The 14,386-nt window shown below is 42.3% G+C and carries 13 protein-coding genes and 1 pseudogene; 6 read left to right on the forward strand and 8 right to left on the reverse strand.

The features are described 5' to 3' along the window. Positions 1-205: pseudogene (locus tag A2W93_06035) on the forward strand (hypothetical protein). Between the two features lie 132 nt (positions 206-337). Here the strand turns inward: A2W93_06035 and A2W93_06040 are convergent. Then, positions 338-1,000 (reverse strand): hypothetical protein, encoded by a 663-nt coding sequence (locus A2W93_06040; protein OFY56179.1) that lies wholly within the window; start codon positions 998-1,000, stop codon positions 338-340. Positions 1,001-1,025: 25 nt separating this feature from the next. Then, on the reverse strand, positions 1,026-1,589 hold the full coding sequence (locus A2W93_06045; GenBank protein OFY56180.1) for a hypothetical protein: 564 nt from the start codon (positions 1,587-1,589) through the stop codon (positions 1,026-1,028). 221 nt (positions 1,590-1,810) lie between these two features. On the opposite strand from A2W93_06045, the gene A2W93_06050 reads away from it, so the two are divergent. Together A2W93_06050 and A2W93_06055 are read left to right on the forward strand one after the other, a co-directional pair. Further along, positions 1,811-2,857, forward strand: a complete 1,047-nt coding sequence (locus A2W93_06050; protein OFY56181.1) for a hypothetical protein — start codon at positions 1,811-1,813, stop codon at positions 2,855-2,857. A 132-nt stretch (positions 2,858-2,989) separates the two neighbouring features. After that, positions 2,990-4,111 (forward strand): hypothetical protein, encoded by a 1,122-nt coding sequence (locus A2W93_06055; GenBank protein ID OFY56182.1) that lies wholly within the window; start codon positions 2,990-2,992, stop codon positions 4,109-4,111. Positions 4,112-4,270: 159 nt separating this feature from the next. Here the strand turns inward: A2W93_06055 and A2W93_06060 are convergent, their stop codons facing one another. Then, a complete protein-coding gene (locus A2W93_06060) occupies positions 4,271-6,691 on the reverse strand; it encodes a hypothetical protein (GenBank protein OFY56183.1) in 2,421 nt (806 codons plus the stop codon). Positions 6,692-6,853: 162 nt separating this feature from the next. On the opposite strand from A2W93_06060, the gene A2W93_06065 reads away from it, so the two are divergent. Beyond that, on the forward strand, positions 6,854-7,423 hold the full coding sequence (locus A2W93_06065) for a hypothetical protein (GenBank protein ID OFY56184.1): 570 nt from the start codon (positions 6,854-6,856) through the stop codon (positions 7,421-7,423). 2 nt (positions 7,424-7,425) lie between these two features. On the opposite strand, the gene A2W93_06070 is transcribed toward A2W93_06065, so the two are convergent. The 4 genes from A2W93_06070 to A2W93_06085 all read right to left on the reverse strand — a co-directional run bounded on the left by A2W93_06070 (position 7,426) and on the right by A2W93_06085 (position 10,344). Further along, on the reverse strand, positions 7,426-7,995 hold the full coding sequence (locus tag A2W93_06070) for a phosphoribosylglycinamide formyltransferase (protein OFY56185.1): 570 nt from the start codon (positions 7,993-7,995) through the stop codon (positions 7,426-7,428). Next, positions 7,992-8,738 (reverse strand): hypothetical protein, encoded by a 747-nt coding sequence (locus tag A2W93_06075; protein ID OFY56186.1) that lies wholly within the window; start codon positions 8,736-8,738, stop codon positions 7,992-7,994. The genes A2W93_06070 and A2W93_06075 overlap by 4 nt, the downstream gene beginning before the upstream one ends. Beyond that, on the reverse strand, positions 8,735-9,499 hold the full coding sequence (locus tag A2W93_06080) for a glycosyl transferase (protein OFY56187.1): 765 nt from the start codon (positions 9,497-9,499) through the stop codon (positions 8,735-8,737). The genes A2W93_06075 and A2W93_06080 overlap by 4 nt, the downstream gene beginning before the upstream one ends. A 239-nt stretch (positions 9,500-9,738) precedes the next feature. After that, entirely contained in the window at positions 9,739-10,344 is a 606-nt protein-coding gene (locus A2W93_06085; GenBank protein ID OFY56188.1) for a hypothetical protein, read from the reverse strand. A 316-nt stretch (positions 10,345-10,660) separates the two neighbouring features. Between A2W93_06085 and A2W93_06090 the strand changes: the two genes are divergently transcribed. Both A2W93_06090 and A2W93_06095 read left to right on the forward strand, forming a co-directional pair. Beyond that, on the forward strand, positions 10,661-13,012 hold the full coding sequence (locus A2W93_06090) for a hypothetical protein (protein ID OFY56189.1): 2,352 nt from the start codon (positions 10,661-10,663) through the stop codon (positions 13,010-13,012). 8 nt (positions 13,013-13,020) lie between these two features. Further along, a complete protein-coding gene (locus tag A2W93_06095; protein OFY56190.1) occupies positions 13,021-13,776 on the forward strand; it encodes a hypothetical protein in 756 nt (251 codons plus the stop codon). Between the two features lie 35 nt (positions 13,777-13,811). Here A2W93_06095 and A2W93_06100 read toward each other — a convergent pair whose 3' ends face one another. Further along, positions 13,812-14,378 carry a hypothetical protein gene (locus tag A2W93_06100; GenBank protein OFY56191.1) on the reverse strand — a complete coding sequence of 189 codons (567 nt, stop codon included), beginning with the start codon at positions 14,376-14,378 and terminating at the stop codon, positions 13,812-13,814. Positions 14,379-14,386 lie beyond the last annotated feature (8 nt).

Raw genomic sequence — 14,386 nt, forward strand, 5'->3', positions numbered from 1 at the left:
AGAGCTAACCAAAGAGGTGTTGTTGACACAAGTTTTTTCCTATTCAGATTGCACAAACTTTTTGCTTTCTCCCCAAGAAATTGATGTGACCCCAAAAAACAATCAAAATGAAAACAAGTATATCTATTTTGCTTTTTTATTGCCTTCTTTCTGCATATGGGCTAATAGATTATTTAAGATGTGGCTATCGGAGTCGAAGACTTAACAACTGGCATTTTCGGTATAAGCATTAATGTCAAACATTTACCGCCTGGTATTTATTTCATCGAGGCGCGCGGGGAGCGGGTTTTGAGAGGGAAGTTTGTGAAAGAGTAGTCTTTAGTCACAAAGATTTCCTTCACTCAATCGGAAACGACTGATAGAATTTCAACAGAGATATAGTCTCGATCCGCAGTTTTGTTTTGACAAACTTTTTGGTGTCGTCGTCCATGAGTTCACCAAGTCCATTGAGTAATCCTTTGTCACTTTTTTTCTCAAGAAGAACAATGCATTTTTGAATATGCTCTTCAAGCTTAACATTCATTCTTGATTCAACAATTTTGCGATTGACCGGAGTGCGCCGGTTCAGAAAAACCCAGCAGTCAAAAATGTCGCGGTTGGCAGTAGCAGTGCGGTCTGTCAAAGCACAAAGCCTGTGAGCAAACATGTCGGGCTCAGTCATTACTTTCATCCAGACACCTAAAAAATTTTTTATTTCATACCGATCGCCAAAATTCCGTTTCGATATTTCAACCGTTAGTTTTCTTTCTCCAATGCCGTAATTCAAAACGATGACCGTGCTGAAATGTTTTTTTGCTTCATCGAAAATACTTCCGTGCGAGAGCAGTAAAGACCGAAGTTTTTGATACACCAGGTCTTCTTTTGATAAGTCCAGTAAGTTGAAATCAAGATCGACGGAGAATCGCGGCAGATCATGAAAAAACAGCAATGCCGTCCCACCTTTGAAACCCAAAGCTGATGACAATTCTATATCGTTGTAGATATCTTTCAGAATCTGCATCATGAAAAACTTATGCTTGTTTATATCAATCATTTTTGAATTGTCTTTGAACTTTTTTTATTAATGCTTTTGAATTGTATGCGGGCAATAATTCCTGTATCAATTGCCTGTTAAGCGGCTTCAGATTGTCGAAAAAGAAATCGTCGTTCAGATACAGCAGGTCGAGAAAGGCCCGCTCCGGCGTTGCAATGTTTACTCCGTTTTCCTGTCTCAAAACGCCTTTTGTGTTGACCAGTGTCTGGTTTTTAATCTTTCTGAAAGAATAAATTTGACGATCAACTTCAATGGTACGCGACAGATAACTTACCAGAGTAATTCGACTGTCGAACTGAAACACAACGCCGGCTTTTTGTAAAACATATTCAAGTGAAATATATGCAGGAGCAAATATGGAGCAGGCCAGTTCTTCGCGATTGTATTCAGGTTGAGTATAAACTCCTTTACGGGGATTGAGCAATCGTCCTGTTTTTACAAAATAGTTCAATCGCTTGCTTAGCGATACAAAGTTTTGTTCGTTCAGCAGCATCGCCGTTTCCGGTAAAGTAAATACCGTTTTAGGATTACCGTAAAGTGTCGAAATAATGTCCATTATGATGAAATATGAACCAAAGATACGAAAAAAACGTATGTATAGTTCATAAAATGCAAATATTTTATTTCTCAATGGTGCTTCACGTAAAACGTGACAAGTCGTAGTTTTTTTTGACGGCTTCACGTAAAACGTGACAAAGTCGCCACTCAACCTTAAACTTAGCCTTAACCTTGATCTTATCTGACCACTAATTTCGTATTTTTGCAAAAAACAATTCCATGATCAACATCGAAAATGCTTATCTGTCGAAACTCATCATACACCGTGTTGGAAACAAAATGCTGGAAGACGGACTCACCTTGTCCGACGAGCTGGTGTCGCTCAGCGATGCCTATCTGAGTTCGCTTGGTGGCCCGCTGCTGGCGCCGTTTGGCAAAGAAGACCTGCTGTATAATTTTTATCACGATACCGATGTGAATCTGAACGTGATGTTCACACGTTGTAAGAAAATTTTCCGCTCGGTTGACGAAGAATTCATTGATGCCAGCGTGACATCTGCCAAGGAATTGTATGAGCTGATGCAGAATCCAAAGCTGCACGGCGGCGAATTCTGGGTGGCCTATTTTAAAGGCATTGTGGTCGATGACGAAGAAACCGATGCCGTGGCCTTTTACCTGATGGACGAGCGCAAGAATTTCGTCAAGCTTTATAACAAGGAAACCAATTATGCCATCGAAATGCAGTCTGGGACTGATCCTTCAGGGTTTCTGTCGGGATGTCTGATTTGCAATATGGCGCTGGATGAGGGCTTCATTGTTTCGGCCACGGGAAAGAGCAAAAGTCTGGATCTGCGTATGTGGATGGATAGTTTTATGATTCTGAAGCAAAACATCGACAGCTTTTACCGCACACAAATGGCCATGCGCATGTGCAAGGATTTTGTGATGGAGAAAATGCCGGAGGAGTTTGAGACAACACGTCCCGATCAGGCTGAGCTGCTCAATAAAAGCATGGAGTTTTTCAAAGCCAGCGACGAATTTGCCTTGAAAGGTTTTCAGGAAGATGTGTTAAAACAACCGGAACTCAAGGACAGCTTTACGCATTTTGCGAAACAATACTCGCGCGAGCAGGATCTGAACATGGGAGAGAACTTCCTGGTGAACGAAAGAGCTGTTAAAAAGATGGCCCGTCACTTTAAAAGCGTGATAAAGCTTGATGCAAACTTCCATATTTATGTTCATGGCAAGCGGGAGTGGATTGAGCGCGGGTTTGACGAGAATAGGAAGCTAAACTTCTATAAAACGTTTTTCGAAAAAGAAGACTAATTCGTCGACAATCATGTTAATTTCGTGGTATTATTACCTCGTCCTATTGACTTTTTGGTTTTAAGGCTATAATTTTAGTGGTTCGAAGGGAAAGTTAAATTCCTAAATAATTTACCATTAAAATTAATAGCCATGTTTGATGTAATTACACGCGAGTCCGTATCTGACGTTAGACAACAGCATTCGGTGCTGATGAACAGATACATGCCGGAGCTTATGAAAAGCATTTCTCCGATGGTGATGGTTCTGACGAGAAACCGTCAGATTGTTTATCTAAATAAAAGTATGGAGCAGTTTCTCGGGGTAGCCGATGTCAGCGATCTTCTCGGAACGCGGCCAGGCGAAGCTATGCATTGCGAATATGCCGATGCAAGCCGCAGTGGATGTGGTGCTTCTGTCTTTTGCAAGTATTGCGGCTTTAATCAGGCATTGTTTGATGCTGAAATAGGCAAACCTGCATCAAAATACGATTGTCATCTTTTGAATAAAGCCGGAAATACTTATAATCTGGGAGTTACTGTCACGCCATTCGAGTATATGGCAAACCGTTACATGTTCTGCGTTCTTGAAAACCGTGCAGATTCACATTATCGCGAGTTGCTGGAAAACATGTTTCTAAGCAATCTTAAAAACAATCTGTCGGCTATGCAATCTTTGGTGAAGGCCTCCGGTCATTTGTCGCTGTCTGAATACCAGCCGCTGATGCGGGCACAGCTGATGCAGGTGGAAGAAATAATAAGCCACTACGATATTCTCCAGAAAATGGAGAATGGTGAATCTATTCCGGGTCAACAGGAATGGTTTTCGGTGAAACAACTCGTCGATGAGGTGATTACAAATTTGCGACTGCGACAGGATTTGCGACTCAGGTATATTAAAAAGGCCATTCCGGACATGATGATTTTTTCTAACAGAATGTTGCTGGGCTATGTGCTTTCAAGTCTTGTGAAAAACGCTATGGAAGCCGAAAATGACCGCAGCGAGATTCTTGTTTCTGTCATCGATTCCACCGCGACCATTTCCTTTAAGGTCAAAAACCAGTCGGTTATGGACGAAAAGCAACAAAAACTCGTATTTACGCGATTTGCGGGCGGGGGAGAAGGAAAAATGGGTATCGGCACTTATTGCGCAAAAAAACTCGCCACAAACTATCTGAGTGGCAAAATAAGCTTTGTTAGCAACCGGGAAAAAGGAACGGTGTTTACAATCCGGATTCCGAAACTGATCAGAGATGATAGTTCAGCGTCAATTTGAATGTGATGTGCAACCTCTCTGCGTCGCAAAGCGACCTGAGTGCGTTACACGGATTCCCAAGCATGCCCGGGATAATAATTCAGCGTCAGTTTGAATGTGCTGTGCAACCTCTCTGCGTCGTGAAGCGACCTGAGTGCGTTGCACGGATTCCAAAGCTGATCAGAGATAATAATTCAGCGTCAGTTTTAAAGTGATGTTTTCTTTGGGAGTTGCCAGACGATAAGGTCCATAGCGGTACAAACAACCAACTCCGAGTGAGTAGAATCCGGCGTCGAGAATTTTATTAATCATCAGGCCTGATTCAAAATATCCTTTTTCCAGGGTTTTGAAGTCGGGAACTGAGAGATGACTCGTGTTTTTATAATCGCCCCAGGCAATATTGGTGACCAGTTCCGGGCTTGGCGAAAACTTCCGGTTGCCAAACAGCAATGACTCGAAAGAATGGCGTAGAAAAAGAAACACGCATTGCGTGCTGAAAAACTCATTCATGCGCATGGTTTCAAACGAACTGGGAGCTGAAACCGTGAAATGCCTGAACGATGCCGGCGCATTGAAAGCAAGTGATATTGGGACGTCGGGAGTAACAATTGAGCCTTGAACCATCCATGAAAACTTACCGATATAACGCGATTTCAGTGATTGCGAAATTTTAATCATGGCGGAGGTCCTGCGGATATTGCCTCCTGCAATGTCTGGAAAACTTTGTTTCAGGTCAAGCATGATCACCGGATTCGATGTGTTTCCGCCAATGGGCAGTGAATAATCTTCGGATTGTACAAATTCCATTCCTTTCGAATAGACCAGAAAAACATTCAGATCGCTGAGCACAAAACTGTGGGTGCCTGCAAATCCTGTTTCGGTATAACTCCCATATAAAACGGAATCGGGGGCTAAAAATGATGTGCGCGAAAGTCGTGAAGTGAAAGTCCAGGAACGGCCAGCGCGCGAATGAAAATCAAGAAAATACTGATTAAAATAATCCATCCGGTTTATCATATAATTACGCAGCCCCTCAAGCGACAGAATGCCATCCGTGTTCAGATCATAGCTCATGGAGCCACATTCACGAGTATCCTGTTTAAATCCTATCGCCATTTTTGTGTCTTTCGATTTTTTCAGATTGACATCGAGCCTGCCGCCGAATTTATGTTCATTATCCCTCAGCCCATATCCGTAATATCCGTAAAGACTCCAGCTTTTCGAAACACGGTAATTGGTCTTCAGTCCGAGACCGGGGCGGCCTCCTTCTACGACGTTGTTTCGATACAAAGAGTTGATTTCAATAGCCAATGGTCCCACGGGAATAAATCCGCTGAGCATGGTGGTTGTAATATCCAGCAGCCGGTCGAAATGCGCCTTGCGTCCGATGCTGTCGATCAGATGATAGGTGTTGATTTCTTTTTGCGAAAGCGGCTGCGGCCGGTTGTTTGCCCAAAATAGACTGTCTTTCAGTTTTGCATCGGGCTCAATGATAACTTTGGCTGCCGCAAAATCTGATTTTTTAAGCGCCGGATTTATTTTTATTTTTTTCAATTCAGTTACCCCGTGACCATAAACAGGGTATTCTGCAATTTTCAGCGAACTGAAAAGAATATCGGTGTGCAGCTGCGATGGGAACCAATGAACGGAATCAGGTCTTGAATAATTCTGCTTTATGCGTACCGACATTCCAGGTTCTTCGGCGATGGGTTCAGCCGTTACACACTGAAGCGCCCAACTGGCTGTATGAATATAAAGCAACCCTTTCAATGCGTCGAAATGTGCGTTGCGCCTTGGTCGGTATGATATTACAAAAACAGTATCCCTTCCGTCATAAATGGTGTCTTCGAGCAGAAAAAAATATTTATCCGTACTTCCGGGGCTGAGCGGATTGACATAGTTCTTATCGGAAATTGTGATAAGTGATTTATAGAATGAAAACGATTGGATCTGGCTCATCAACAACGTCAGCATCGGGTCACCAAAACCTGAAACCCGCGACGCAGTCAGAATTTCGTTGTCATTTCCCGGCTTGAGATATTTGCGTTCAGCCATGTTTTCCATCAGAAAGACATGCTGTTTGTTGAAAAACTGTTTTATGTCAAGATGTGCTGAATCAAGCTTGTAGTCTGGTGTTTGGAGTAGTGTATCCACTTCTGCCGTAACCAGAAATTTACTATAGGATTCATATGAAAATGCGTCGAGCTGATACGGATCGTTCTGCTTTCTGTGCGCAATAGCGCTGTCGATAATACGGTGGGCAGGATTTTCACCGGGCAGAATGATGACTTCGTTAAGCTGGATAGAAGATTTTTGAAGTTTAAAATTGATGACCGGGCTGCCGTTGGCTTCGATGGTGTCGGGTTTATACCCCACATAACTTGCCCTGATAAACCGAATCGGCTCCGTAGATTTTAAAACAAAATTCCCGTCTATATCACTGATAGAGCCTTGCAGAGAGGAGTTAATGACTATGTTGACAAAAGGCAGCGCAATACCTGTTTCAGCATCCGTTATCCTGCCTGAAACGGTGTGCTGTTGCGCCTGAAGTAAAACCGAAGACACAATCAAAAACTGAAGAAGAAAAAATAATTGTTTCATTGATATTGAGTACAAAAATAGTCGAATTTGTTTTTCAGAATATTAATTGCGTACATTAGTGGCTGCAAAAATCAATTCATGAGTAAGCCATTGATGTTTTTTATACTCTCCGCATTCGCATTCTCTCTGTTTGCGGCGCAACCTGATTCATGCAGCAGTCCGATGAAACGGTTCTGTTTTAAGGAAGGGGATAGTTATATCAGTTTTGGTTCAGGCTTGTATGGGCTGGCCAATGCAATCCCACGAAAACACTCGGTGCTGCAGGATTTCAAAAGTGTTGGAGTGCCGCCTTTGTTTTTCCGCTACGAAAAAGCAATCAGCGATTATATCGGAATTGGTGGAACAATGTTTTTTCACCTTCCTGCCTACAAATGGAACAAAACAATTGATGTTTATAACAATGCGACCTGGACTTATGAACCGGTTGTTTATGCCGAAAAATATTCAGGGCTTTCGCTTGGATTGCTGGGTCGTATGAATTTTCATTTTGCTACCACAAAAACAAGAGATACGTATTTCGGCCTTGGCCTTGGCTATGAGTTTTATATGATGAATTTTAAAAGCGATGATCCTCTGGCTAAGTCGCGCGTGCCCAACAGACCGTTGCCATTTTCAGGCGAGCTTGTTTTCGGTTATCGTAATTATTTTTCTGACAATACGGCAATCTATGCCGAAATCGGTTATGGCAAGATGCTATTAAACCTTGGAATTACCATCGCGCTGGATAATTGATTCTAGCGGTTGAGAATATAATCTTCAACAGCGACAGGAAACCACTTGTATTCGAGTTCGTGAACGCGCGCGGCAAGCGCTTCGGGTGTGTCGGCGGGCAGCACCGGACAATGTTTTTGCATAATGGTTTTTCCGTGATCATAGATTTCGTCCACCACATGTATTGTTATTCCGGATTCCATTTTTCCTGCAGCAATCACGGCTTCATGCACACGTTGTCCATACATTCCCTTACCGCCGAAATCAGGCAATAAGGCAGGATGTATATTGATAATGGCTTCAGAAAAGCGGTTGATAATATTGGATGGAACCATTTGTAAAAAACCGGAAAGCACAACATAATCCGTTTTCTGCTCCAAAAGCTTATTCAAAACAGCATCGCCTTCGCGAAAATCTTTGCGTGGAAATACAAAACATTCAACACCTAGTCTTTTGGCCCGCTCTGTCACTCCGGCTTCAGCGTTGTTGCAAATGATGTGTCCGATGCGGATATGTGGATGTGCTGAAAAATAGTTGATCAGATTCTCTGCATTGGAGCCACTTCCCGAAGCCCAGACGGAAATATTTTTCATGGATGAATGAAATTGAATGATGATAATTTGAACGCGTAACTAAGCACAAGTCCCCAGAAAAAATAGCGGCTGCGAAGATTCACACCCATAAATGATTTCATCATTTTCCGCGGAACAAAATACATTGACCAGGCAATAACAGCCAGAATCAATCCCATAAAAACCGGAAATCCAACCGCGTTGAAAAACGTAATTTTTTCGCCCTGAGAAAACAATTCCATTTCGGTAGAAAGCACGCCAACCGGCAAAGCGAGCATCATAACAAATGGAAAAACGAGAAAAAATCCGACAATTTTTTTATTGAGCGATGGCGTTCCTTCGTTTTGGACAGATTCCTTTTTAAGAATATACCAGTGTAGCCAGACCCATCCGCCCATAAATCCAAAGGTCATAATAATCACAAGAATAATATTCATGGCGGCAGGAAGAATTTCGGTTACTACCAGGGAAAAAATGGCCGCCAGCAATACCATGTTGAACAGTAACGCGATGTTGTCGCCGCCACTGAGTTCGATTTTTTTCTCGGCTCTGAAATTGGAACGATTAATCAGAAGCCCGCAGATGTACATTGTCAGCAATACAAGAATAATGACACAAAGAATGTTTGCGCTGCTTTGTGGCGCCGTACCGTTAGAGACAAAGACGGAATTGAACCATGGGATAAGAAAAGTTCCGATTAATAAATCTGCTACAACAACCAGTGCATCGAAAACATTGGACCAGAAACGGGGTGTCGTTTTCATGTGGTTTTGTTTTTCTGTAGCAGCAGCAGCTTGTGATATTTTTTGAACGAAGCTCCGGCCGACAACCACGAAATGGTGAACCCTGCTTTGCCGTCGAGCATGCCGAGTTTGAGAAAATAATCGCGTATAAATTTAAAGATGGTTGCAAAGATAATTCCAGGCCAGGACGTTCTGCGACCTGCTTCAAACATAGATTTGGCAAGTATATCGGTAAATTTCTGAATTTGTTTCAGATGATCTTCGCGGTTGTAATAGCTGTAATGCAGCAGATCGCCGGGCAAATGTTTTATGACAGATCCGCTTGCCATTTCATATCGGTCATGCGGGTTCAGTCCGTTCCACTGGCCATTGCGTCGGTCAACCAATCGCAGCTTTTGGTCGGGATACCAGCCGCAATGTCGCACCCAATGCCCGCAGTAATTTGTCAGTCGGTTCATGGTGTATCCGTCGGCATCGAAATTTTCTTTGACTTTACGGATGTTTTCGCGGAGGATTTCATCAGGGGCTTCGTCGGCATCGAGCGAAAGAACGTGTGGATATGCGGCCTGCGTGATGGCCCAGTTTTTCTGCTGAATATGTCCTTCAAAAGCATGTTCAATAAAACGCACGCCTTTTTCAAGGCAGATTTCTTTGGTGCGGTCTTTCGAAAATGAGTCAACTACAACAATGTCGTCGGCTATGTCGCGCACCGAATCAATGCAGCGGCCAATATTCCGCTCCTCATTGAAAGTGATAATGACAACCGACAGACTGATTTTCATGCTACAAAGATAAAAGTAAAAACCGACATCGTTACACGTTACAATTCAGCTATCAGCTATCAGCTTTGCTGTTAGCGGTATTGCGCTTATTCAACCTCTCTGTGTCGCAACTGTGTCACAGCTTGCCGCGTTTTACGTGGTTTCACGTGAAGCGACCTGTTGCGATAGCTATCGCAAGCGTTGAAGAAGGAGTTGTCATGGAATCTGCGCTGTGCGACGTTGGAAAACGTCGCACACCCCTAATTATCCATCACACCCGCTTCAATCCGGATATTCAGAAAATTTTCGGCAGGCGGTATCGGACAGGAGTATTTATGATTATAGGCGCAGTAAGGGTTGTAGGCCTTGTTGAAGTCGAGAATGTACAGACTGTCTTTCTGAATCCGGCAATCCATGAAGCGTCCGCTGATATAGGTTTCTACTCCATTGGTCAAATCGTTGAACGGAAGAAATAGATAATCAGCATATTCATCGGTGGTCAAAACTTCTACTCGCTGATAGGCGGGCAGGGAAAACGATTGCTCGTTGATTTTAAAATGAAAAACGCCGTATTGCCTATAGGTTGGCGTCTTTGTGCTGCTGGTTTTCATTATAAATGGCTCCGCGTTGGGCGTAATTTCAAGAACAGCATTTACGCAGAAATCCGCATTGGGTGCATAAAACGGCAATTCTTTAAACGTCGCACGGTCTTCGGGCGTCAGCGGCGAAGTAATTGAATCTGCATATTCTTTATTCATTTCCTGCTGCCATTCAATCACGCTGTTGTACCAAACGCTGTCGGTCTGCGCTAGAGCAGAAGACAAAAGATAAAAGGAAAAAGATAAAAGGAGGAGAAGGCGGGGCATGGGGGAGCGTTTGTGCAAAGATAAAAGATTGTGCGAAGGTGGGAAGCTTCGCATAGCTGTGAAGTAAACGCTGGGGCAGTCTCAAAACAGCGGTTTGTTACGACATGGAACCGTCGTAACAACTGCAAAAACAACGGTTCCATGTCCTTCAGCTCCTGCGTCGCTTGTGGACGGTGGAATGTTGTTTTTGTTACTGAAGACTATTTGAGACAGTCTCAGAAGAATGCTTCGCACAGTGCCGTTGACATTTCATTCCAAAAAAATACCGGTTTGTCAGAAATAGTTTTTATGTACATTCACAGTGTTTTTACTTTGCATGATCAGTCTTGTAAAAACCAAAAACATGAAAACAACGATTTTTTTATTATTTTTTGTATTTGCTGTTTCGCTTTTGTCAAAAGCTTCGGTGAACGACACCGTCTGGACTACCTATGAATGGGGCGGCTTTAAAGTAAGTATTCTCGGTGGAGATCTGTACTATTATATCACCTCTAAAGTGCTTATTGAACCCAATGACACGAATGAAGTCGCAGTGGTAAGCTACAATGGCGGACTTGTCGAAAAGACAGGAAAATACTCCTATTTATTTACGCCTCATGAACCAGGAATGACCTTGTTGAAGGTCAGTGGCAGAAGTTATCCATTGCAGGTTTTTCCCGTTCAGGACCCGAAATTGTATATAACAGGCAATTCAAGAAATTGGAAGGATGTCATTTCTGTTGAGGATTTAAAAAGAGCAAAGAGCTTTTCAATTAAAAATAAATCTACCAGTTTTCAATTTGTATCAGGTATTCTTGTAATCAAAACCAGGCAAGGGGACTTAATTGATATTCCCTTGAGAGACACGCTTCTGCCTTTAAAGCAAATGACAAAAAATGGTGTTTATGAACAGGGTCAGAAAATATATTTTGAAAACCTTCGTGTAAAAGACCCTGATGGATCTGATCGGTTTATTGACGCTCAGTCTTTTAAAATTGTCGACAGCTACGAAAACGAATTTGTCCGAAAAACAGTTTCGTTTCTTCCCAACAGCACAGATCTCGGATTGATGAAGACGGATCTGAGAATCAGAATTGAAGGACTGGCCGGGGAAAACGATGTTATGGCCATAAACAATCTTACTACTGAACTGAACGGAATCCTGAAAACAATTCAGGTAAAAGTTACAGATTATCAGCCCAGTCTGAGAATCGTTTTTGATACGACATTTTCCGATTCAACATTGATTGCCAGCGGATTTACACGGAATAGCGCCGGTTTGATTGCTCATAATACAAATATGTTTTTCCCTTTTCATGAGAAAATGATCATGTATGTGAATCCGAATGCCAGATATTATTCTGTTGCAGCTCTGAAGCGTAGTATTGTTGAGCAGCTTGGAAATTTCAATTATACAAACAGGATGATCGGGCGTGATAGTTCCATCTTTAATGGCGCAAGTGATTTGTCTTCCCTTGACAAATACATGCTGCGGCAAATGTATTCCGAAGATGGCGAATATCAGGTGAAGCAGATGCTGAATCAAAACGAAGCAGGTGAAAGTAAAACGGGTGTATTTATTATTACTCTGATGCTTTCAATTTGCCTTTTCTTCTTGTTTTCGGAGCTGTATAAATATTACGGATTTGATATCCGTTTGAAAAAAAGGCGCTTCAGTATTGTTGGAAAACTTCTGGAGGCCGCTTTGCTGGCTCAGATTCCGGTACTGACTGTATTGATTTTATTATCCGAAAAATTCATTGCGGGCGATTACCACGAAGCAGATCTGTTGCTTATTATGGAATATTTTTTCCTTCCGTTTGCTGTGTTTTGCACTCTCTTTATTGCTGCTGCAGAACCGCTTCTGAAGAGAATCCACAAGGCATGGCTGGCTGCTGTTTTCAATATGATATTATCTTTTACTGTGCTTTTTATTTCATATCAGCTGGTATATTTTTTAATTTCACCAGAGATGATTTCTTTGTCGGAAATAAGCTGGCAGGTGTTGCTGGTCGGATTTCTGATTGTTCTGTATCGCATGTATGTTCGACTGCAATCGCAGAAAATTGCCGGTTTGCTTCAACAAAAGGAACTGGAACTGAGTAAGCAAAAAGAGCTGAAATTCAAGTCCGATCTTAATGCATTACAGGCACGCATCAATCCGCATTTTCTGTATAACTCTCTCAATTCTATTGCTTCGCTGGCACACAGCAATGCCGATAAAACGGAAAACATGGCGTTGTCGCTGTCGAAACTCTTCCGCTATAATCTCAATAAAGAGGATGAAATGTATGCAACTATCAGCGATGAAGCAGAGATGGCTGCTACATATCTTGACATTGAAAAAATCAGGTTTGAAGATAAAATGAATTTCAGCATTGATGTTCAGGAGTCGCTCAGACAAGTTAAAGTTCCGAAATTTCTTTTGCAGCCACTAGCCGAAAACGCAGTGAAGCATGGTATTTCAAAATTGACCGGACAAGGCATTATTGAAATTCGGATATTTGAGAAAAACGAAAAAATTATTTTTGAAGTGGCTGATAACGGACCTGAGTTTCCTGGTGGTCTGATGAATGGTTATGGACTGCAGAATGTGTACGATAAATTGCAGTTGTTATACAAAAACCCATTCGACGTTGAGTTCGTAAATTCGCCTGAAAAGAAAGTTGTAATTACGCTGAATAATTAGAAAAAGTTATGACCAAATCATGGAAAACACTTATCGTGGATGATGAAAAGCCGGCCCGCGAGCGTCTGCGAAGACTGCTCGGGAAATACGATAACCGCTTTGAAATCATTGATGAAGCGGCAGACAGTTTAGATGCGGGAAAGAAAATAGAAATGCTATTGCCCGAACTCGTGTTTCTCGACATTCAGATGCCAGGCCCCAATGTGTTTGAAATGCTCACGGGCCTTGAACATAAGCCATCTATTGTTTTTTGCACAGCCTATGATTCGTTTGCCATGGAAGCTTTTAATACTTTTTCAGTGGATTATTTATTGAAACCAGTCGAAAAAGAGCGACTTGATCTGACATTGAAAAAACTTGAACACCTTAATTCATCGGCCTTACCGGATTTTTATCGAACCATTGAAAACATCGTGATTCAGAAACCCGTACCGGTTACCATCACGCATAAACTCGGAAATAAAATAATTCCGGTCAAGCTGGATGAAGTGGTTTATTTTGAAGCGAATGACAAATACGTGAACTTCTACAACACAGGAGGAACAACCTATCTCACTGATCAGACGCTCACTTTGCTTACACAGAAACTTCCAGAAAAGTTTATCCGAATTTCGAAATCAGAAATCATCAACAGCGATTTTATTCTGGAAATACAGAAATATTTCAGAGGCCGTTTTGTATTCATCATGAATGACAAGGCTTGCACAAAGCTCATCAGCGGTCTGGTTTTCGGTGAGGAAATCAGAAAGCGGTTTGAGATATAGACGACGCTGTGAGAAGCTTCGCATAGCGGAGTGATTTATTTATTCAATCGCGGGCGCCGGCAAAGACGTTTTATAAAATAATAATGTACACGAACACCAGTATAGAAGCGAATTCCGGAGGGTTCGGACAAATCTGTTGACATGGTTTCGAACAGCTCTACGCCGAAATGATAATGATCGCTCAGAATGATTCCGGTGCTCAGAGAAAATGATTCAATGCCCTGATTGTTTTGTACTGGCACCATGTATTTGAATTCGGTCATGAGTGTAATTTTTTCTCCATCGTACGGAAATAGGCGCAGGAAGCCGCCCATACGCCATTGCTTTTCCTTTTCTGAATAATCGGCTGCAAATCCATGAGTCTCCCATAAAAAATTATCACCGAACTGGAAAGACGTTATTTGTGATTTGGGATCTTTGAAATCAATCTGATGTGAAAGGGAAACATCGGCCTGCAGATTAATGGTTGCCCGATGGCTTCTTATATAGCACGTTGCATGTCTTCGAATGGACTGAGCTTCGGTACTGTCTCCACGCAGCATGAGCCACAGCAAGCCAATTAAGAGCTTTATGCGGATGATATGCTGAGCGATTTTTTGCATCTCCGGAG

The sequence above is a fragment of the Bacteroidetes bacterium GWF2_43_63 genome (assembly GCA_001769275.1).
In the GTDB taxonomy this organism is placed as follows: Bacteria; Bacteroidota; Bacteroidia; order Bacteroidales; family DTU049; genus GWF2-43-63.

What these genes read in the sequence shown, in the direction of transcription:
- A2W93_06040 (OFY56179.1), bottom strand. Translation starts at nt 1,000, where the DNA reads ATGCAGATTCTGAAAGATATCTACAACGATATAGAATTGTCATCAGCT.
- A2W93_06045 (OFY56180.1), bottom strand. Translation starts at nt 1,589, where the DNA reads ATGGACATTATTTCGACACTTTACGGTAATCCTAAAACGGTATTTACT.
- A2W93_06050 (OFY56181.1), top strand. Translation starts at nt 1,811, where the DNA reads ATGATCAACATCGAAAATGCTTATCTGTCGAAACTCATCATACACCGT.
- A2W93_06055 (OFY56182.1), top strand. Translation starts at nt 2,990, where the DNA reads ATGTTTGATGTAATTACACGCGAGTCCGTATCTGACGTTAGACAACAG.
- A2W93_06060 (OFY56183.1), bottom strand. Translation starts at nt 6,691, where the DNA reads ATGAAACAATTATTTTTTCTTCTTCAGTTTTTGATTGTGTCTTCGGTT.
- A2W93_06065 (OFY56184.1), top strand. Translation starts at nt 6,854, where the DNA reads ATGAAACGGTTCTGTTTTAAGGAAGGGGATAGTTATATCAGTTTTGGT.
- A2W93_06070 (OFY56185.1), bottom strand. Translation starts at nt 7,995, where the DNA reads ATGAAAAATATTTCCGTCTGGGCTTCGGGAAGTGGCTCCAATGCAGAG.
- A2W93_06075 (OFY56186.1), bottom strand. Translation starts at nt 8,738, where the DNA reads ATGAAAACGACACCCCGTTTCTGGTCCAATGTTTTCGATGCACTGGTT.
- A2W93_06080 (OFY56187.1), bottom strand. Translation starts at nt 9,499, where the DNA reads ATGAAAATCAGTCTGTCGGTTGTCATTATCACTTTCAATGAGGAGCGG.
- A2W93_06085 (OFY56188.1), bottom strand. Translation starts at nt 10,344, where the DNA reads ATGCCCCGCCTTCTCCTCCTTTTATCTTTTTCCTTTTATCTTTTGTCT.
- A2W93_06090 (OFY56189.1), top strand. Translation starts at nt 10,661, where the DNA reads ATGATCAGTCTTGTAAAAACCAAAAACATGAAAACAACGATTTTTTTA.
- A2W93_06095 (OFY56190.1), top strand. Translation starts at nt 13,021, where the DNA reads ATGACCAAATCATGGAAAACACTTATCGTGGATGATGAAAAGCCGGCC.
- A2W93_06100 (OFY56191.1), bottom strand. Translation starts at nt 14,378, where the DNA reads ATGCAAAAAATCGCTCAGCATATCATCCGCATAAAGCTCTTAATTGGC.